Source organism: Nicoliella sp. ESL1149, from assembly GCF_058107265.1.
The window spans coordinates 277,715-299,077 of record NZ_JBYLUE010000002.1 but is presented as its reverse complement, the minus strand read 5'-3'; the positions used below and the strand labels follow the sequence as shown (position 1 = coordinate 299,077).

Sequence of the window (21,363 nt, the reverse complement as noted above, 5' to 3'; positions counted from 1 at the left end):
TTTTAATGAAAAAAATTACTAATTATCTGAATAAAAAAGTGTTGGTATTAGGTGCTGGTAAAAGTGGAATTAACGCAGCAATTTTATTAAATAAATTGGGAGCGAAAGTTTCACTTAGTGATTCACAATCAGCGGATAAGCTAGATAGTATAGATCAGTTAAGAAAAAATAATGTTAAGTTGATACTTGGTAAACAATCACCTGATATTCTTGATAATAACTATGATTTAATGGTTAAAAATCCAGGAATTAATTATGAAAATTCAGTTGTTAAAAAAGCTGAGGAAATGAATTTACCAATTATTACTGAAGTTGAATTAGCTAGTGAAATTAATCCTGGTGAATTGATTTGTGTGACTGGAAGTAATGGTAAGACTACAACTACAACATTAATCACAAAAATGTTAAATCAGTTATCTGAATCCGGAAAAGCATATGCTGCTGGGAACATTGGAATTCCAGCTTCTCAAGTTGCTGAAAAGATGAATGATAGTGATACAATGGTAATGGAAATATCTAGTTTCATGTTACTAGGAATTACTTCATTGCATCCTCACATTGCGGTCCTAACAAATATTTTTTCTAATCATTTAGATTATCATAAAACTCGTGAAAATTATGTTAAAGCTAAGATGAGAATTACAATGAACCAAACTAAAAATGATTATTTTGTTGTTAATTTTGATTCTGAAGAATGGCGTGAATTAAGTAAACAGAGTAGGGCTACAATAGTTCCATTTTCAAGAACATGTCAATCTAAGGAAGGCTCTTATCAAGAAAATGGTAAATTGTATTTTAAGGATGAATACATAATGGATGCGGATGACATTAGGATTCCTGGAGAACAAAACGTTGAAAATGCGCTTGCTGCAATTGCAGTTGCCAAACTTCAGGGGGTTAGTAATGAAGCGATTAAGAAAGTATTGGTCTCGTTTGGTGGAGTTAGACATCGTAATCAGTATTTTATGACTGCTAATGGTAGACGTTTTTATAATGATTCTAAGGCAACTGATATCGAAGCAACGCAAATGGCACTTCGTGGTTTTAAAAGACCAATCGTTTTGTTAGCGGGAGGATTGGATCGAGGATATACTTTTGATAAATTGGTTCCAGATTTAAAAAAGCATGTTAAAGCAATTGTTTTGTTTGGAGAAACGGCTAATTTACTTAAAGATGCTGCTGAAAAAGCTGGAATTAAAGAGATTAAACTAGTTGATAATATCGATCAAGCAGTTCCAGTGGCATACAATTTTAGTTCAGATGGCGATATTGTTTTACTCTCTCCAGCTAATGCTAGTTGGGATCAGTTTAAAACATTTGAAGAACGTGGAGATCGATTTATAAAAGATGTGGAAAAATTAACTGGAAAGCAGGAGGAGAAATAATGCGTTTAATCGTTTCTGGTGGTGGTACTGGTGGTCATATCTATCCAGCATTAGCGTTAATTGAAGAAGTTTTAAAAAAAGAACCAAATTCAAAGATTTTGTATATTGGTTCATCAAGAGGATTGGAGAAAAAAATTGTTCCTGAAAAAGGAATTGATTTTAAAGAATTGAAAATCCAAGGATTTAAACGCTCATTGTCATTAGATAATTTAAAAACAGTAGCGTTATTTTTAAGAAGCGTTCATCAGTCAAAAAAGATTATAAAAGACTTTAAACCTGATATTGTAATTGGAACTGGTGGATATGTTTCAGGAGCAGTTGTATATGCAGCTGCTAAGATGCATGTTAAAACAATGATTCATGAACAAAATAGTATGGTTGGCTTAACTAATCGATTTTTAAGCCATTATGTTGATAAAATTGGAATTGCGTTTCATCATGCAGCTACTCAGTTTCCAGAAAATAAAGTAGTTTTTACTGGAAATCCAAGAGCTCAACAGGCTGCAAATATAAAAAGTAATTTTAAATGGTCTGAATATGGGTTATCAGATGATGTTCCAACGGTTTTAATTTTCGGTGGAAGTCAAGGAGCACTAAAAATAAATTCAGCTACAGTTGCAGCAATTGAAGATTTTAATACTAGAAACTATCAAGTCGTTTTTGTGACTGGTCAGAAGAGATATGAACATATCAAAGAAGCAATTAATGATTTAAATGTAAATAGTAACATTGTTGTAAAACCTTATATTTCAAATATGCCAGAGGTTTTACCGAAAGTTGATTTAATTGTTGGAAGAGCAGGAGCAACCAGTTTGGCTGAAATTACAGCGATTGGAATCCCAGCTATTTTAATTCCAAGTCCATATGTAACTGCTGATCATCAGACCAAGAATGCTAAGAGTCTTGTTAATGAAGGAGCAGCTTTAATGATTACTGAAGAAGATTTGAATCATAGGTCTTTGGTAGAAAATATTGATAAGTTAATGCATAATCAAGATGAAAGAACTGAAATGGCAAATAAGTCCCAAAAAATGGGCGTTCAGGACGCTGCTATTAAATTGTATAATGTAATGGCTGATTTAATTAAAGAATAGTTTAGAGGTGATATCATGGATAAATTTAATATTTTTAATAATAAAAAGGATAATTCTGAACTTACCCCTTGGGAAAAATATCAAAATGAATCTCAAAAAAATTTAAAAGTATCATTTATCCGTGATAAGAAAATAATTAAATTAAACCGACTGAATGTAAAAGAAAATAAAAAATTAATCGAATTTTTAACGATATTATTTTTTTTGAGTATCTTTTTAATAATTAATATTTATTTTGTTTCTCCATTCAGTAAAATTGCTGATGTAAAAATAAACGGGAATGATATTGTTAGCGAAACAACAATCAAAAAACGTTTTAAATTAAACAAACATCAGTTTATTTTACATATTTATCACCATGATAAAAAAATTGAACGTAAAATCAAACATGCTTATCCTCAATTTAAAAAAGTTAAATTAAGCATTCATCATTTTAATCATGTTAATTTAACTTTAAGTAAATATAGAACAGCCGGTTATTTACAAACGAACGGCGGTGAGTATGAACCAATCTTAAGTAATGGGATTATCCTTCATAAAAGTATTAATAATTTAAAGACAGGAATTCCAGTTTTAAAATTATTCAATAAAAAAAATAAGCTAAAGATGATGCTACAACAATATAAGGAATTACCAATTAACACGCAAAACATGATTTCTTATATTACATTTGAACCAACAAGTATTAATTATAATCGAATTCATTTATACATGAACGATGGTAATCAAGTATATGCATCAATTCCGTCACTTGCTGATAAAATGCAATACTATAACTCAATTAGTAGTAAGAGTAAAAAGCCCCAAGTCATTAATTTTGAATTAGGAGCCTACTCATATCAATTAAATGAATCAAAGAAAAGTGTAAAGAACAAAGTTAAAAAATCAAATCCTAAAAAAGTTATAAAAGAGCGTAAATCAAGTGAACGTTGAAAAATGGACTTTTGAAACATTGTTTATTATGTTAGAATTATATTGATTTAAACTCAAATTTATCAAAAGGTACTTAAAAAGCAAAAATTACTATAAATAACATAGGAGGTACCTGCTATTATGGATAATTCAGGGATGTACGTTGGTCTGGATATTGGAACTACCTCGATAAAAGTTATCGTAGCAGAACAAGTTAAGGGACAAATAAGTGTTCTTGGTGTGGGGAATGCACCATCTAAGGGTGTTGATAGAGGCATCATTATTGACATCGATAAAGCTGCTGAATCAATTAAAAACGCAATAAGCCAAGCAGAAGAAAAAGCTAGTATAAAAATAAATAATGTTGTAGTTGGTGTACCAGCTAATTTAATGAAAATTGATCCATGTAGTGGGATGGTAGCAATATCGGATCAATCTAGAGAAATTACAAGTGAAGATGTTCAACAAGTTACGTTGTCAGCAATGGTACAAAATTTACCACCTGAAAGACAAATCATTGATGCAATTCCAGAGGAATTTGTTGTTGATGGATTTGATGGAATTAAAGATCCTAGAGGAATGGTTGGAGTGCGTCTTGAGATGAAGGGACGTATGATAACTGGCCCTAAAACAATTATTCATAATATAAAAAAAGCTGTTGAAACAGCAGGTTTGAACGTGGAATCCACTATTATTAGTCCATTAGCACAAGGTAACTATTTATTAGATGATGGAGAAAAAGATTTTGGAACCGTTTTAATTGATTTAGGTGGTGGACAATCAACTGCATCAGTCATTCATGACCAACAATTAAAATACTCTGTTGTTGATAAAGAGGGAGGATATTACATAACAAAGGATATTTCCGTTGTTTTGAATACCTCAATGGCAAGTGCAGAAAAAATAAAGCGTGATTATGGTTTTGCTGATTCTGTAGAGGCATCTGAAGATAATGAATTTCCAATTGATGTTGTGGGTCAAAGTCAGCCATCTCAAGTATCTGAAAAATTATTATCCGAAATTATTCAAGCTCGATTGGAACAAATTTTTGAAAGATTAGGTAAACAATTAAGTCGAGTTTCGGCCTTGTCATTACCTGGTGGAATCGTTTTAACTGGTGGTGTAGCTGCTTTACCTGGAATCGCTAATTTAGCAGCTGATAGATTTAACACTAACGTTAAAATTTATATTCCTGACCAAATGGGATTGAGACATCCTTCGTTTTCTTTAGCATTATCACTGGTGAACTATCGTGCAAATATGAGTGAGATTGAATTACTTGTTCGTTCAGCTTTAGATGAACAAATGAGTGCTCACTTTAATGAGGTTAATGACGTAGATACTGATGACGGGAATGCCATGGAATCAGGTTTTGCTCAACAAGATACAAAACGTTCCAATAAAACAAAGCCAAAGACTAAAAAAATGCCTGGTGGTTTTACGAAATTTATTAAGGATTTCTTTGATTAGCAATATTGACTGGAGGAAAGAAAATGGATTTTTCATTAGATTCATCTGAACAAAAAGGAGCAAAACTTAAGGTTATTGGAATCGGCGGCGGTGGTGGAAATGCTGTTAACCGAATGATTTCTGATGATGTTAAAGGAATTGAATTTATTGTAGCTAATACTGATGTTCAAGCATTAGACACCTCACGTGCTGAAACAAAGATTCAATTAGGCCCTAAATTAACGAGAGGATTAGGAGCAGGTTCTAATCCAGAAGTTGGAAGCAAGGCTGCTGAAGAAAGTGAAGAGAGTATTGCTGAATCCCTTGAGGGTGCAGATATGGTATTTGTCACAGCTGGAATGGGCGGAGGAACTGGTAACGGTGCTGCGCCAATTGTTGCTAAAATTGCTAAGGATCAAGGAGCATTGACTGTCGGAGTAGTTACTAAGCCTTTTACTTTTGAGGGACCTAAGCGTTCTAAATATGCAGAAGAAGGTGTGGCAGCATTAAAAGAAAATGTTGACACTTTGATTGTAATTGAAAATGATCGTTTACTAGAAATGGTTGATAAGAAAACACCAATGATGGAAGCTTTCCGTGAAGCAGATAATGTTTTACGCCAAGGTGTTCAAGGAATATCTGATTTAATTACTAATCCAGGTTATGTTAACTTGGATTTTGCGGATGTCAAAACCATCATGCAAAATCAAGGTTCTGCACTTATGGGAGTTGGTTCTGCAACTGGTGAAAACAGAACTAGCGAAGCTACTAAGAAGGCTATTTCTTCACCATTACTAGAAGCATCAATTGATGGAGCTCAACAAGTATTGTTAAACATTACTGGTGGTCCTGACTTATCATTATTTGAAGCGCAAGCTGCCTCTGATATTGTTTCACAATCTACAAGTAGTGACGTTAACATTATTTTTGGTACTTCAATAGATGAAGATTTAGGTGATGAAGTTCGAGTTACCGTAATTGCGACTGGAATTGATGGAAAATCTGAGGATTCAAATACTAATGCAGTACCGAAGATGAGTCAATCTAGTAATAATAATGTTGCCATGCCTCGACATGATAATAATAAAAATGTAGCTCAACCTCGAAGGAACAATAATGAGGATCCTTTAAAGAACTGGGATATTAGAAATCGCCCTAATAAGGATAATGAAGTTAATGATGAACGCTTTGCCTCTACTAAAAAGCCAAAGTTCGATCCTTTTGATGCTAATACCGTTGAAAGCAATGAAACAAAAAATAATGATGATTCTAGTGACAATTTACCACCATTTTTCAAGTATCGTAAGCGAAACGATAAATAAATGTTTTTTCTTCAAAAGGATGTGAATCATTATGGCTAAATTTAGTTTCAGTAATTTTTTTGGTAATGAGGAAGAAGAAATAGATAAAGAAGAATTACCCAAGCAACCTAAAAGTGAACAGAGCAATAAAGTAATTTCGATGCAACACCAGAAACGGTTGAACAAAAGTGAAATCTCACTTTTTGAACCACATGTTTATTCTGATTCAAAAAATATTGCTAAGAAACTAATTGATAATAATGCTATTATTGTTAACTTTGAAAATGCTGATAATAATTCAATTAAGAGAATTATTGATTTCTTAAATGGAACCATTTTTACTATTAATGGGAATATTGAAAGAATATCTGAAAAAGTATTTTTATTTACACCTAATAACTACTCAATTTCTGGTGATGTAAATTCAGAAGTGAATCATCGATATGAATAAGGGAGAATGAAAATGTTAAACTTTATTTTCTATGCTTTAAATCGGTTAATTTGGATTTATACTCTAGCCATTGTTGTTTACGTTTTATTATCCTGGTTTCCTGGAGCTCAAGATTCCAAAATTGGCCGATGGTTAGGGCAAATCGTTGAACCATTCTTGTCGTTATTTAATTTCGCAACAATTGGTTCAATTGGGTTTGGACCAGTTATAGCTATCATAATTTTGGATGTTATTCAAAACTTAATAAATCAATTAGCACTAATTTTAGGTGCATAATCATTATGATAAGTGATAATGTAAAGCAACATTTTAGAACAGACGAAATCCCATTTTTAAATGAATGTGAAGATTTAATTAGTAAAGCTCAACTGGAGTATAGTCCAGTATTAACTTATTTTTTAAATCCACGTCAACAATATTTATTAACTGTAATGGTCAACAGTGATACCAACATTAAATTAAGTTTTAATGGTGGATATTTAAATTCTGAAATGAAGCGCGGGTTAATTTATCCTGAATATTACATTCCTAATGAAGACGATTTTAAAATTGATTTGATTAAAGTAAAATATCCAATAAAATTTGTTTCAATACATCATAGCCAAATTTTAGGAACTTTACTAGGAACTGGAATTAAAAGGGACGTTTTAGGTGATATTCTAACTGATGGTAAAGAATGGCAATTTTTGATTGCTAAGCAAATGTCATCATTTGTGATTAACAACGTGAATAGAATTGGTCGAAATAAGGTAGAACTAGTTAAAGAGCATCTTGATGATATTGTAGTTCCGATTAATGAGTGGCAAAATACTTTCCAAACTGTTTCGTCCATGAGACTTGATATTATTATCGCTAACGGGTTTAATTTATCGAGACATCAATCAAAAGAACTAGTTCAAAATGAAAAAGTCCGTTTAAACTGGCGTACTTTTACTCGTCCCGATTATGAACTTGATCTTCATGATGTCGTTTCAGTTAGAGGATTTGGTCGTGTTATGGTTAATGAAATTGAGGGACGTTCTAAACGTGGAAAGTTAAAAATTAAATTATCAGTTTTAAAAAAATAAGTTAGGAGCTAAAAAAATGGTTTTAAGTCCGCAAGATATACATGATAAAGAATTCACTGTTAAAATGCGTGGATATAATATTGATGAAGTTAACGACTTCTTAGATCAAATTGTGAAGGATTATCAAATCACTATGAAGCAAAATAATGATTTAAAATCTGCTTTGAATTATACACAATCACAATTAAAACATTATGATGGGATGAAGGATTCATTAAATCAATCTATTTTAGTTGCCCAAAATGCTGCTGATAAAGTTAAACGTGAGTCCGAAGTTCAATGTGCTCAAATTGTTGATGAAGCAAATAAAAAGGCATATAAGATTCTTAATTATGCACAAAGTAAAGCTGAAAAACAAGCGAATGAATATAACTCAAAAATCAGTAAGTTATTAGTGGAATCACAATCATTACAAAAGAGAACGGAAGAATTCCGTGAAAAAATTCAAACGTTAATTGAAGCTCAACTTGAATTTACAAAGAATTCAACTTGGGATAAGTTACTTAAAAGTAATGAAGAAGATACTAAACAATTCCAAGCTGAATATAACGATCAACCAATTGAACAACCACAAAATCATCAAGGAAATGAACAAAGCGAATCAAAAAATCTTGACAATCAACAACATTCAAGAGTAGAATCTAAAGGTAATTATTCGAATGATTTAGATAGTGTTGTTGTATTCTATCCAGATGGTTCTAGTAAAAAGTTAAATATTTAATTGACAGAGAATAGAAAACTTTAATTTATTATTTTTAGCGAACTGATGATGGTGAAAGATCAGTAATCCAATGATTAAAGTAGATCAGCTCAATTAAGTCAATTTTTAAAGTGAAAGTTATTAAATAACTTTAATTTGGGTGGTACCGCGGAAGACTTCGTCCCTTTGGATGTAGTCTTTTTATTTTCAAAAAATTTTGAAGGAGTGAGACAGTATGCGAGTAAAAGATACTTTAAATTTAGGTAAGACCAAGTTTAAGATGCGTGGAAATTTACCTGTTAAGGAAGTTGAACGTCAAAAAGCCTGGGAAGAAAATGATGTTTATCAATTACGTCAAAAATTGAATCAAGGGAAACCAGCATTTATTCTTCATGATGGACCTCCATATGCAAATGGTGATATTCATATGGGACATGCTATGAACAAGATTTCCAAAGATATTATTGTTCGTTACAAATCAATGAACGGATTTCGTTCACCATACGTTCCTGGATGGGATACTCATGGACTTCCAATTGAACAAAAATTAACTCAAGCCGGTTATGACCGTAAAAAGATGTCTACGAATGATTTTCGTAAATTATGTCATGATTATGCTTTAAAGCAAGTTGAACGTCAAAAGGCAGAATTTAAGAGACTTGGAGTAGCTGGTGAATGGGATAATCCATATCTTACTTTAGCTCCTGAATTTGAATCACAAGAAATTAAAGTTTTTGGTAAAATGGCTAAACGAGGCATGATTTATCGTGGTAAAAAACCGGTTATCTGGTCATGGTCATCTGAATCGGCTCTTGCCGAAGCTGAAATTTACTATGAAGATGTTACATCTCCTTCAATCTTCTTTGCTGAAAAGGTTCTAGATGGGAAGGGAGTTCTAGATGATAACACCTATATGGCTGTTTGGACCACTACTCCATGGACTTTGCCTGCTTCACAAGGGATTACAGTAAACGCTAATTTTGATTATTCAGTTGTTAAACCAGCTGATGATGATCGTAAATTTGTTGTTGCTACCGAACTATTAAAGGAAACAGCTGAATACTTTGGTTGGGATAATTATGAAACTGTTAAACACGTTGCAGGACGTGATTTAGAGGGTGTTACTGCCCAACATCCATTTATGGATCGAACTCTTTTAACTATGTTAGGGGACTTCGTCACTCTTGATGCTGGTACTGGATTAGTTCATACAGCACCTGGTTTTGGGGAAGATGACTTTAACGTTGGTAAGAAATATGGTTTAGATGTCTTTGTTGATGTTGATGAAACAGGTCATTTGATGGCTAATGCAGGGAAAGATTTTGAAGGTGTTTTTTATGAAGATGCCAACCAAATCTCAATTGATAAATTAAAAGAAAAGAATTTATTACTTCATTACATGCCAATTAAGCATAGTTATCCATTCGATTGGCGTACCAAGAAACCAGTTATTTATCGAGCAACTGAACAATGGTTTGCTTCTGTTGATAAGATTAAAGATGAAATCTTAGCCCAAATTGAAACCGTTAAGTTTAAACCTGATTGGGGTAAGAAACGTCTTCATAATATGATTGAAAATCGTGGCGATTGGGTTATCTCCAGACAACGTGTTTGGGGGGTTCCACTACCAATTTTCTATGCTGAAGATGGAACACCAATCTTAGATCAAGAAACCATTAATCACGTTGCAGACTTGTTTGCTAAATATGGTTCAGATATCTGGTTCGAAAGAGAAGCTAAGGATCTTCTTCCTGATGGTTATACTAATGAGCATTCTCCTCATGGTAAGTTCACTAAGGAAAATGATATCATGGACGTTTGGTTTGACTCAGGAAGTTCTCATCAAGGAGTTTTAGCAGAAAGAGATTATTTGAACTATCCTGCTGATATGTACCTTGAAGGATCGGATCAATATCGTGGTTGGTTTAATTCTAGTATTATTACAAGTGTTGCATTTTCTGGGAAAGCTCCATATAAGCAATTAGTATCACAAGGATTTACTCTTGATGGTAAGGGTCACAAAATGAGTAAGTCACTAGGGAATACCATTGCCCCTTCAGATATTATTGACAAGATGGGTGCGGATATCGTTCGTTTGTGGGTAACATCTGTTGATACTTCTGCTGATGTTCGAGTATCTACTGAAAACTTTGTTAAAATTTCCGATAGCTACAAGAAAATTCGGAATACATTTCGTTATATGTTAGCAAATACTAGTGATTTTGATCCCAAAGAGAATGCTGTTTCTTATGATCAATTAGCATCATTAGATAAGTATATGCTTGTTAAATACAATAAATTAGTTGCGGATTTAAAGAACGATTATGATAAGTATGACTTTTTACCAATCTTTAGAGAAGTATTAAAGTTCATCAATAATGATTTATCCGCATTTTATTTAGATGTTGCAAAGGATATTTTATATATCGATGCTAAAGATAGTTTAAGTCGTCGTTCAATGCAAACTGTTATTTATGATATTTTAGTTGGTTTGACTAAGTTATTAACTCCAATTATTCCGCACACTACTGAAGAAGTATGGGGATTCTTGAAGGAAAAAGAAGACTTTGTTCAACTTTCTGAAATGCCAGAAGTTAAACATTTTGATGATGAAGATGAATTATTAAAGAACTGGAATCAATTTATGTCAGTTCGTGAATACGTTCTTAAAGCGCTTGAAGAAGCTCGTGATCAAAAACTTATTGGGAAAACTTCAGAAGCTAAGTTAAATCTTTACCTTAGTGAAGGGACTCAAAATGTGTTTGATAGTCTCAATACTGATGTTCGTCAAGTGTTATTAGCATCTCAAATGTCAGTGGGTAAGTTATCGGATGCACCAAGTGATGCTCAAAACTTTAAAGATGAAATTGCAATTAAGGTTACACCTGCTGAAGGTAAAACTTGTCAACGTTGTCGTTTAATTAAGACTGATGTTGGTAGTGATTCAGATTATCCTGATTTCTGTGCTCGTTGTGCAAAAATCGTTAGAACTGAATTCCCAGAAACAGTTGGTCAAGATTTTGATAAATAAAAAAATAAAAGACTGGGATAATTCCCAGTCTTTTATTAGGAGGAAGCTAAAAACATGTTAATTGGGACAGTCAAAGATTATGATACAAAAAAGGGCTTTGGATACATTAAAGAAGAGAATGGAAATGATTTATTTGTTCATTATAGTGCTATTTTAGGGGGCGGTTTTAAAACTCTCGAGAATGGTCAAAAAGTAACGTATGTAGTTGCTTATGGTAAAAAAGGACCAATTGCTGCTAAAGTAAGTCCAATTGTAATAGAGTAATTGCAAATAATTAAATTCAACGATAAAATAAATTATTAGGTGATTATAATGAAATTAGAAGAAAAAGTAATAAAAAATGAACCAAAATATAATGGAGAAATTATCAATGTTGAACAGCAAACGGTTCGTTTAGCCGATGGTCAAGAGGCTCATCGTGATGTTGTACATCATGCCAAAGCAGTTGCTGCATTAATGATTACAAAAGATAATAAAATGCTTCTTGAAAAGCAGTGGCGAGCTCCTGTAGAAGAAGCAGTTTTAGAAATTCCAGCTGGTAAATTAGATAATCGGGATTCAGGATCGTCAAAAGATGCATTGAACCGCGAATTAAATGAGGAGACTCGTTATCATGCCAACAGAGTTGAACATCTAACTGGTTTTTATTCATCTCCTGGATTTACTGATGAATATTTAGACTTATACCTTGCTACTGATTTAGTTCCAGTAAAAGTTGATTTACCCCGTGATAAGGGAGAATTTTTAGAAATTACTGAACATACTTTACAAGAAGCTTTAGAATTACTAAACTCTGGTAAAATTAAAGACGCAAAAACAACTATGGCAATTTTATATTGGCAGACAATGCAAAATTGAGGTGAATAATTATCGATAATTTTGATTCAGATGAACCATTTGTTAGTCGAAAAGCATATCGAAAACGACAAAATAATTTCAATGAAAGTAATTCATTTCATGAAAATGATACGGATGATAATTCAAATTCAAATGATTTCAATACAGATGATTTTAGTTCCAATAATTTAAATTCTGCTCAAGAAAAATCAGCTCGACTTGCTCATCGTCTGGATCAAATTATTATCATTTTAATTATTCTAATTGTGATAACGTATTTGATTTTATATTTTGTCAATTAAGGAGAAAAAAATGATATTTGGAATTTTGTGTGCAATGGATGAAGAAATTAAGGATCTAAAGTCTGAACTTAATGATGCCCATACGACTGATATTAAAGGGTTAGAGTTTTTTATTGGAACAATTAAGGGACAAAAAGTGGTTTTAGTTCGTTCTGGAATTGGAAAAGTAGAAGCTGGAATTGCAACTGCATTATTAATTACTAGTTTTGATGTAGATGTTGTTATTAACACTGGTTCTGCTGGTGGGATTGGAAAGGGACTTTCAGTCGGCGATATTGTTGTGTCAACTGAAACAGCATATCACGATGCAGATGCGACTGCATTTGGTTATGAATATGGACAATTACCTCAACAACCAGCCCGTTTTAAAGCTTCTGATAAATGGGTAAAGCAGATCATTAATGCATCTAAAGAAGTCGGATTAAATGCACATACCGGGTTAATTGTTTCTGGAGATCAATTTGTTGCTAGTAAAGAAGCAACAGATAAAATATTAGAACATTTTCCTGATGCCCTATCATGTGAAATGGAGAGTGCTGCCGTTGGTCAAGTCGCAAACCAGTTTAAGGTTCCATATGTTGTAATTCGAGCAATGTCAGATACTGCTGATGAAAATGCTGATCAAAGTTTTGATGAATTTGTGATTGAAGCAGGTCATCGGTCTGCAAAAATGATGTTGAATTTACTAGCTAATCAAAAATAATTTGGAGGTATCGATTTGATTTATTTAGATAATGCTGCTACTACGCCAGTTTCTGCTGAAGTTCTTTCTGACATGATGGATAAATTCAAAAATTTATATGGCAATGCATCCACTCTGTATAAATTAGGTCGTCAATCTAAACATGTAATGGAAGAGAGCCGTCACGTTATTGCTAACAGTATTAATTCTGACGATAACGAAATTGTCTTTACTAGTGGGGGAACTGAAAGCGATAACACAGCAATTATGCAAACAGCAATCGCTAGGAAATCATTAGGTAAGCATATTATAACAACCGCAGTCGAACATGAAGCGGTATTAAAACCCCTTCAATACTTGGAAAAGAATGGCTATCGTGTGACTTATTTACCAGTTAATGAGGATGGTAATATTAATCTTGCTGATTTTAAAGCAGCTTTAGATGATGAAACAATTTTAGTTACTATTATGATGGGAAATAACGAAGTTGGTAGTATCATGCCTATTCATGAAATTGGGGAAGTTTTAAAAGACCATCAAGCATGGTTCCATACAGATGCAGTTCAAGCATACGGATTATTAGATATTGATGTTAAAAAAGATCATATTGATATGTTATCAACCTCTGCTCATAAAATTAATGGGCCTAAGATGATGGGATTCTTATATCGAAATAAAGATATTAGTTTTCCTAGTTTTATTAAGGGTGGAGAACAAGAAGATAAAAGACGCGCTGGAACTGAAAATGTTCCTGCAATTTCTGGAATGGCAACTGCAGTTGAACAGTTAGATAAAGATGAGAAGGTTAAATTACAAAAGCGATACTTTGATTTTAAACAATTAATCATAAAAAATTTAAATAATGGCGACATTGATTTTGAAATTAATGGGAACTTAAGTCAGAAACGTCTTCATCATGTTTTTAATTTATGGATAAAAGGAGTTCCAACAGAAGTTTTGCAAGCTAATCTAGACTTGGCAGGAATTGAAGTTTCTGGTGGCTCAGCTTGTACAGCTGGAAGTATTTCACCATCCCATGTTTTAACAGCGATGTATGGGGATAATAGTCCTCGAATTAAGGAATCTATTCGGGTTAGTTTTGGCAGATACACTACTGAAAATGATATCAATACTTTTACGACAGAATTGATCAAAATTGTTAATCGATTGAAAAAAAGGAATGATTAGAAATGGCATTTGCAAAACAAATTCAATTAATGGGAGATCAAACTAAATATGAATTAAGTCCAGAGCTAAAACGTTACACGCTAATTGACTTAGGATTTAATAAAAAGAACAATGGTGACATGGAACTTAGACAACCACTAACTGTTTTAGGAGAGTCAAAGGTAGTAAAGGCCCAATTAAAACTAGTGGTTAATGCAAAATTAGATGGTTTTAAAATGGAGACCTTAGATGGAAAAGGACTTCGTAAAATCAATTTATTTAAGGGAACAATGTATCAAGCAGAGAAAAAACAACTTGAATTTGTTCTTCAAAATTTAATTACTAGAAAAGTATTACAAATTGCCAAATGATTTGCAAAAGTTGCATATCGTCGTTATTATTTATTAGTACTAGAAATGCGACCTTCAATCGTAGATTCTAAACAATCTAAAGAAATGATGGTGATATTTTAATGACAGATAATAGTAAAACTCGTGTCGTTGTTGGATTAAGTGGAGGAGTTGACTCTTCGGTTACGGCTTACCTCTTGAAACAACAAGGATATGATGTTGTTGGTGTCTTCATGAAAAATTGGGATGATACTGATAAAAATGGTGTTTGTACTGCAACTGAGGATTACAAGGATGTTGCTAAAGTAGCAAATCAGATTGGGATTCCTTACTATTCAGTGAACTTTGAAAAAGAGTATTGGGACCGCGTGTTTAAATACTTTTTAGCTGAATATAAAAAAGGGCGGACTCCTGATCCAGATGTTGTATGTAATAAAGAAATTAAATTTAAAGCATTTTTAGACTATGCCTTACAATTGGGTGCTGATTATATTGCAACTGGTCATTATGCTCAATTAAGACGTGATGAAAATGGTCATAATCATTTGATTCGTGCAACAGATGGTAATAAGGATCAAACATACTTTTTAAGTCAATTATCAGCTGAACAATTAGACAAGGTAATGTTTCCGCTAGGTGGTTTAATTAAACCTCAAGTTAGAAAAATTGCTCGAGATGCTAAACTAGCTGTTGCTAATAAAAAGGATTCTGTTGGAATTTGTTTTATTGGTGAAAAGAATTTTCGAAACTTCTTAAGCCAATATTTACCAGCTAAGTCTGGAAAAATGATGACTGTTGATGGCGAAGTAAAGGGTCAACATGCTGGGTTGATGTATTACACAATTGGTCAACGTAAGGGCCTTGGTATTGGTGGCGACGGAAAAGATAATCGCCCTTGGTTCGTTGTTGGTAAGGATTTGTCTAAGAATATTTTATATGTTGGAAAGGGATTTGAAAATCCAAATCTTTACGCTGATTATTTAATAGCTTCAGACATCTTTTGGGTCAATGATGTTGTTACTAAATATGGTCAAGATTTTAAATGTACAGCTAAGTTTAGATATCGTCAAAAAGATGTTGGAGTAACAGTTCATGTTGCTGACGATGGCAAATCAATGAAAGTAACTTTTGATGAACCTGCCAGAGCAGTGACTCCAGGTCAAGCAGTCGTTCTTTATGATGGGGATGAATGTTTAGGTTCTGGAATTATTGATGCTGCATATCAAAAAGATAATGAGTTACAATATATTTAAAGAATAAGGGATCCAGTTTAATGGGTTCCTTATTTTACTAATTAGAAGTAGATAGGATGAATAAGAATGAAATTATACTTTGTTCGTCATGGAAAAACAGAATGGAACTTGGAAAGTCGTTATCAAGGAGCAGGAGGTGATTCACCTTTACTTCCACAGAGTTTTAAAGAAATGAAACAACTTGCTAATTTTTTTCGCAAAGTTAGGTTTAGAAGAATATATGCTAGTCCGATTAAAAGAGCTCGAATCACTGCTGCTAAAATTAACGAGGGGTTGGATCATCAGACAGGATTAAGTTTATGGAGTCGCTTAGAAGAATTCAATCTAGGGAAGATGGAAGGACAACGTTTTTCAGATGTTAAAAAAGCATTTCCAGAGGAATACGATGATTTTATCAATCATCCCGAAAAATACGACGGACATTTAATTGGTGGTGAAACTTTTCAAGATGTTATTAATCGAATGACGCCCGCAATTAAAACAATCGCAAAAGTATATCCTAATCCAGATGATAATATTATGGTCGTTAGTCATGGGGCTGCGTTAAATGCATTGATTAATTCACTATTAGGAGTTTCAATTGCAAATACTAGAAAACGTGGTGGACTTACGAACACAAGTACCACAATTTTAGAAACTAATGATTTAGGAAGAAGTTTTCAGTTAATAAAGTGGAATGATACTGAATATCTAACTCGGAAAATAGACGCAACTGATACAATTTAAAAGTGGTGAACAACATGGATAAAGAAGATTTCAAACAAAAACAAAATCAAAAACATCAAGAAAAAGTCAGTAAATTAAGAGAAAAAAAGCAGGCGGAAGCTGCTGATACACTTCATAAATTAGTTAAGGATATTGATGATCATCCACATGATTATCGTACTTATTATGATTTGGGAACTTTCTTAGTTCAATTAAAAAATTATACGCAGGCAGAAGAACTTATGTTAAAAGCGTTGGGAATGTTTGCCGACCGGAGTCAAAAAGCTAAAAATGTTTTAACTTACGGTCTTGGAAACGTTTATTATTCTGCTGGAGATTATGATAAGGCAATCAAAAAATTTAATGAAGTAAAAGATGAAAAACTAAAGACAGATGCGTATGTTATGTTAGCGCAAAGTTACATGGCGCAAAAAAATTATAAAAAAGCAATTGTGTTTGCGCTAACTGCTCAAGGATTTAGACGACAGGATCCTGAAATAAACCAGTTGTTAGGAGACAATTTATTAGCCTTAGGTAATTTTAAAGAAGCGGCTCAATTCTATGACACAACCATTAAAGGACAACCCGAAAATGCTCGAGCAATTTTTAATCGCGGATTAGTTGCAATGGTATTGGGTGAACATTATGCTGATTATTTTGCAAAAGCAAAGCAATTAGATCTAAAGACTTTTGAAGAAGGTCAAAAAAAGTTGAAGGATGTTGAACAGTTCATAAAATTCCAAAGAAAAAATAATAAAAAATAATTGAAGGAGTGTCAATATGGCAGGATCCTTATCAAATGGTGAATTAACTTTAAAAGGAACTATTATTACAACTTTTTTTCAGAGTAATGATAGTTTTTATAAAGTATTATTAGTTAATGTTAAAGAAGCTAATTTTGATTGGAAAGATACCGAAATCGTTGTGATTGGCGACTTTGCTGATATTGCGCCAGAAACTGATTATATCTTTTATGGAGAATTAGTTGATCATCCAAAGTATGGAAAACAATTCCGGGCAAATAATTATGAAACCGATAAACCAACATCAAAAGTTGGCTTGGTTGCTTATTTATCTGGTAATGAATTTCCTGGAATTGGAAAAAAAACAGCTGAAAAAGTTGTTGATGATTTGGGTGATAATCTAATTGCAGATATTATTAGTAATCCAGATATCATTAAGTCAACTGGGATAAATAATAAACAGGCTGATACGATTGTTAAGGGAATTCAATCTACAAATGGAGCAGAACAAATTATTATTGGATTGAATAATTATGGCTTTGGAAGTCAGTTAGCATCAAAAATATATAATCGTTATCATGAAGAGACTCTAAAAGTAATTAAAAAGAATCCTTATCAGTTAGTTGAAGATGTTAGAGGAATTAGCTTTAAAAAAGCTGATAATGTAGCTCGTCAAATGGGATTCAAAGCAGATTCAGCTGGAAGAATTAGGGCTGGAGTAATGACAGCGTTAAAAGATTTATCAATTAAGGAGGGTGGAACGTATACTTCTTTGAAACAATTGATCAATGAAACGTTTAACCTGTTAAATTCTAGTAGTGATGTAATGATTAAGATGCAATATATTGCTGATCAAATTATGGAATTAGCTACTGATGGTAAGATTATTGGTGATGGAGATAGCGTGTATTTAACTTCTTTGTATGAAGATGAACTTAATATTGCTGAGAATATTAAACGTCTACAAGATGCGGGTGATGACACTCAAGAAATTGCTGAAAACAAAATTGATAAAACTATTGATAGTGTTTCGAATTATCTAAAAATTAAATATGATGATTCACAAGTTCATGCATTAAAAATGGCAATGAAGTCTTCATTCTTCTTATTAACCGGTGGTCCTGGGACTGGTAAAACAACCATTATTAAGGGAATAATCATGTTATATGCTAAATTGCATCATTTATCAATGCGAATCGATGACTATGATGATTCGTTCCCATTTTTATTAGCAGCTCCGACTGGGAGAGCAGCTAAAAGAATGAAAGAAACTACTGGTGTTGAAGCTAGTACGATTCATAGATTATTAGGATTAAATGGCAGGGATGATAATGAAACTGTTGATATGGATCAAACCATTGATGGGAAATTATTGATAATTGATGAAATGTCAATGGTGGATACCCAACTATTTAATTTGCTCTTGAATGCAATTCCAGACAATATGAAAGTAATTTTAGTTGGGGATAAAGATCAATTACCTTCAGTTGGTCCTGGACAAGTTTTTCATGATTTGATTGATTCAAATGTTATTCCTAAAATTGAATTGAATAAGATTCATCGTCAAGGCAAGAATTCAACGATTGTTGAACTAGCTCATGCAATTCGAAAGGGTCATTTGCCTGATGACTTTATAAGTAAGGAACCTGATCGCTCGTTCATAAGATGTAATTCAAGTCAAGTCGATTCTGCAATTGGACAAATTGTTGAAAAAGCTCACGCAAAGAAGTTTGATTCAATGGATATGCAAGTACTTGCACCAATGTATCGTGGTGAAGTTGGAATCAATAACTTAAATCAAGTGATTCAGAATATTTTAAATCCTAAAAAATCTGCTCAACAAAAAGAAGTTAGTGATCGTAATTTTACGTATCGGATTGGCGATAAAGTCTTACAATTAGTTAATGATTCTGAGAATAATGTTTTTAATGGTGATATTGGAAAAATTGTTGGGATTGACATTAATCCTAAAAACAAAAGTAATGATAAGTTGATTATTGCTTTTGATGAGATAGAAGTCACTTATAGTCGAAAAGATTGGGATCAAATTACGTTAGCATATTGTACATCTATTCATAAAGCCCAAGGCTGTGAATTTAAAATGGTCATTTTACCTATGGTTCCTCAATATTCAAGAATGTTACAAAGAAATCTTTTATATACAGCAATTACTAGAGCGAGTGATGTATTAGTTTTACTTGGTGATTATGATTCATTTAAGAGATGTGTAGAGTCTCAAGGAATAAATCGTTCGACTGGTTTGGAAATACGTTTAAAAGCTATTTTTGAACATAGTGATTCTAATAAAGAGATTGATAAAGAAACTGATGATTTAAAAAAAGAAGAATCATTACTAGGTCCAAAGATACTTACAAATACTTTAATTAGAGAGCATAAGATTAACCCACTTATTGGAATGGATGGGGTAACTCCTCAGGATTATAATTCTTGATAATTAGATTTAGTTATCATAAACTAAAATTAGTATATTGGAAAGGATTGATTTGATGTATAAAGCTAGTGACCAACGTTATGATGATGTAGTAGTTCGTAGAGCTGGAAATTCTGGATTACAATTACCAGCAATTTCGTTTGGAATGTGGCATAGTTATGGTGACGATGCTAATTTTAAAGACAGTCAAAAAGCAATGCTACATGCATTTGACAAGGGAATTTTTAGCTATGATTTAGCCAATAATTACGGGCCTGGATCAGGTGCTGCTGAACGCATGTTCGGTCAAGTGTATCGAGCTAACTTAAAACCATACCGTGACGAATTAATTATTACGACTAAGGCTGGTTATCATATGTGGCCAGGTGTATATGGATCATTTTCTTCTAGAAAGACACTTATCGCCGCTTTAGATCGTAGTTTAAAACGGATGGGATTAGATTATGTTGATATTTATTATAGTCATCGATTTGATCCTAATACTGATTTAGCTGAAACAGCTGAAGCATTGGATTCCACGGTTCGATCTGGAAAGGCACTTTATGTAGGAATTTCTAATTACTATAGTAAAGAATCACAAGAAATTATTAATTACTTTAAGGAACTTCATACACCATTTGTCGTTAATCAAATGTCTTATAATTTATTGAATCGTAAGATTGAAGATGATGGTACGATTGATGTTATGAAGAATAACAATAAGGGGATTGTTGCTTATGGTCCATTATCTGAGGGATTGTTAACGGACAAATATTTGAAGGGCATTCCAGATGATATTAAACTTCATTTTACAAATGACTTCGTCTTAAAGAATGGAACGGATAAAGTTGTTAAAAAGTTGAATGAATTAAATGATATTGCTAAAAACAGAAATCAATCATTAGCTCAAATGGGATTAGCATGGTTATTAAACAATCCTGTTGTTACAAGTGTTGTTACTGGAGCTTCTAATCCTAAACACCTTGATGATAATTTAGCTGCTTTGGATAATACTACTTTTTCTAAAGATGAATTAGATGCAATTGATAAAATTTATCGAAATTAATTTATTCGAACAAGGTCAAAAGACCTTGCCGTACATAAAAATCAAAAAAATGTTAACATTTTACAAAAAAAGTGTTATATTTTGAATACGGTTTAATAATAAATTCTTTAAAAACTTTTAAAAATGGTGGTAATTTTTGGGAATTTATTTATGAATTTATTATTACACTACTCTGATATTATTTTTAATGGGGGAGTTGGTTCAATATGAGTAATCGATTTGAGATTATGGTTGAGTATCGACAGGCTTTTAATGAGCTTAATCGGTTAAAACAAAAAGAAGCTGATACAGCAAGAGTTAATAATGATCGAACTGTTAAGATTGAACCGGTATTCGGTGCAAAAATGATGGCACTTACGAAAAAATGCAATACATTAAGTATGATTTTAGATGCAATGGATGCATCCGAAGATTAAAAAAAGCCCAAATTAATTTGG

Annotated in this window: 21 protein-coding genes; all 21 read left to right on the top strand. The window is 32.6% G+C overall.

Annotated features, from left to right (window positions below; all coding sequences use genetic code 11):
- Positions 1 to 5 precede the first annotated feature (5 nt).
- The gene (murD, locus tag AC3B6G_RS01485; protein WP_489848692.1) at positions 6 to 1,385 is read left to right on the top strand and encodes a UDP-N-acetylmuramoyl-L-alanine--D-glutamate ligase; all 1,380 of its coding nucleotides are present in this window, start codon (positions 6 to 8) and stop codon (positions 1,383 to 1,385) included.
- Entirely contained in the window at positions 1,385 to 2,479 is a 1,095-nt protein-coding gene (gene murG / locus AC3B6G_RS01480) for an undecaprenyldiphospho-muramoylpentapeptide beta-N-acetylglucosaminyltransferase (protein WP_489848691.1), read from the top strand. Before murD ends, murG begins: the two co-directional genes overlap by 1 nt.
- 15 nt (positions 2,480 to 2,494) lie before the next feature.
- A complete protein-coding gene (locus AC3B6G_RS01475; RefSeq protein ID WP_489848690.1) occupies positions 2,495 to 3,412 on the top strand; it encodes a cell division protein FtsQ/DivIB in 918 nt (305 codons plus the stop codon).
- 120 nt (positions 3,413 to 3,532) lie between these two features.
- Positions 3,533 to 4,861, top strand: coding sequence for a cell division protein FtsA (gene ftsA / locus AC3B6G_RS01470; protein ID WP_489848689.1), 1,329 nt, complete (start codon positions 3,533 to 3,535; stop codon positions 4,859 to 4,861).
- Between the two features lie 23 nt (positions 4,862 to 4,884).
- Positions 4,885 to 6,162 carry a cell division protein FtsZ gene (ftsZ, locus tag AC3B6G_RS01465; protein WP_489848688.1) on the top strand — a complete coding sequence of 426 codons (1,278 nt, stop codon included), beginning with the start codon at positions 4,885 to 4,887 and terminating at the stop codon, positions 6,160 to 6,162.
- A 31-nt stretch (positions 6,163 to 6,193) separates the two neighbouring features.
- Positions 6,194 to 6,592 carry a cell division protein SepF gene (locus AC3B6G_RS01460; RefSeq protein WP_489848687.1) on the top strand — a complete coding sequence of 133 codons (399 nt, stop codon included), beginning with the start codon at positions 6,194 to 6,196 and terminating at the stop codon, positions 6,590 to 6,592.
- A 12-nt stretch (positions 6,593 to 6,604) separates the two neighbouring features.
- The gene (locus tag AC3B6G_RS01455; RefSeq protein ID WP_489848686.1) at positions 6,605 to 6,868 is read left to right on the top strand and encodes a YggT family protein; all 264 of its coding nucleotides are present in this window, start codon (positions 6,605 to 6,607) and stop codon (positions 6,866 to 6,868) included.
- A 5-nt stretch (positions 6,869 to 6,873) separates the two neighbouring features.
- Positions 6,874 to 7,659: a YlmH family RNA-binding protein gene (locus AC3B6G_RS01450; RefSeq protein WP_489848685.1), complete on the top strand. Its 786-nt coding sequence runs from the start codon at positions 6,874 to 6,876 to the stop codon at positions 7,657 to 7,659.
- Between the two features lie 16 nt (positions 7,660 to 7,675).
- Positions 7,676 to 8,380 carry a DivIVA domain-containing protein gene (locus AC3B6G_RS01445; RefSeq protein WP_489848684.1) on the top strand — a complete coding sequence of 235 codons (705 nt, stop codon included), beginning with the start codon at positions 7,676 to 7,678 and terminating at the stop codon, positions 8,378 to 8,380.
- 214 nt (positions 8,381 to 8,594) lie between these two features.
- The gene (ileS, locus tag AC3B6G_RS01440) at positions 8,595 to 11,390 is read left to right on the top strand and encodes an isoleucine--tRNA ligase (RefSeq protein WP_489848683.1); all 2,796 of its coding nucleotides are present in this window, start codon (positions 8,595 to 8,597) and stop codon (positions 11,388 to 11,390) included.
- Positions 11,391 to 11,444: 54 nt separating this feature from the next.
- Positions 11,445 to 11,654 carry a cold-shock protein gene (locus AC3B6G_RS01435; RefSeq protein ID WP_489848682.1) on the top strand — a complete coding sequence of 70 codons (210 nt, stop codon included), beginning with the start codon at positions 11,445 to 11,447 and terminating at the stop codon, positions 11,652 to 11,654.
- Positions 11,655 to 11,702: 48 nt separating this feature from the next.
- Positions 11,703 to 12,248, top strand: a complete 546-nt coding sequence (locus tag AC3B6G_RS01430) for an NUDIX hydrolase (RefSeq protein WP_489848681.1) — start codon at positions 11,703 to 11,705, stop codon at positions 12,246 to 12,248.
- Between the two features lie 291 nt (positions 12,249 to 12,539).
- Complete coding sequence (locus AC3B6G_RS01425) at positions 12,540 to 13,232, top strand: 5'-methylthioadenosine/adenosylhomocysteine nucleosidase (RefSeq protein ID WP_489848680.1); 693 nt, start codon at positions 12,540 to 12,542, stop codon at positions 13,230 to 13,232.
- Between the two features lie 9 nt (positions 13,233 to 13,241).
- Positions 13,242 to 14,399 carry a cysteine desulfurase family protein gene (locus AC3B6G_RS01420; protein WP_489849551.1) on the top strand — a complete coding sequence of 386 codons (1,158 nt, stop codon included), beginning with the start codon at positions 13,242 to 13,244 and terminating at the stop codon, positions 14,397 to 14,399.
- 2 nt (positions 14,400 to 14,401) lie between these two features.
- Entirely contained in the window at positions 14,402 to 14,749 is a 348-nt protein-coding gene (locus AC3B6G_RS01415; RefSeq protein WP_489848679.1) for a cysteine desulfurase, read from the top strand.
- 101 nt (positions 14,750 to 14,850) lie between these two features.
- Positions 14,851 to 15,981 carry a tRNA 2-thiouridine(34) synthase MnmA gene (gene mnmA, locus AC3B6G_RS01410; protein WP_489848678.1) on the top strand — a complete coding sequence of 377 codons (1,131 nt, stop codon included), beginning with the start codon at positions 14,851 to 14,853 and terminating at the stop codon, positions 15,979 to 15,981.
- Positions 15,982 to 16,047: 66 nt separating this feature from the next.
- Positions 16,048 to 16,707, top strand: a complete 660-nt coding sequence (locus AC3B6G_RS01405) for a histidine phosphatase family protein (RefSeq protein WP_489848677.1) — start codon at positions 16,048 to 16,050, stop codon at positions 16,705 to 16,707.
- A gap of 14 nt (positions 16,708 to 16,721) precedes the next feature.
- A complete protein-coding gene (locus AC3B6G_RS01400; protein WP_489848676.1) occupies positions 16,722 to 17,450 on the top strand; it encodes a tetratricopeptide repeat protein in 729 nt (242 codons plus the stop codon).
- A gap of 16 nt (positions 17,451 to 17,466) precedes the next feature.
- A complete protein-coding gene (recD2, locus tag AC3B6G_RS01395) occupies positions 17,467 to 19,881 on the top strand; it encodes an SF1B family DNA helicase RecD2 (protein WP_489848675.1) in 2,415 nt (804 codons plus the stop codon).
- Between the two features lie 55 nt (positions 19,882 to 19,936).
- On the top strand, positions 19,937 to 20,926 hold the full coding sequence (locus AC3B6G_RS01390; RefSeq protein ID WP_489848674.1) for an aldo/keto reductase: 990 nt from the start codon (positions 19,937 to 19,939) through the stop codon (positions 20,924 to 20,926).
- Positions 20,927 to 21,132: 206 nt separating this feature from the next.
- A complete protein-coding gene (locus tag AC3B6G_RS01385; protein WP_489848673.1) occupies positions 21,133 to 21,342 on the top strand; it encodes a hypothetical protein in 210 nt (69 codons plus the stop codon).
- The last annotated feature ends 21 nt before the right edge of the window (positions 21,343 to 21,363 follow it).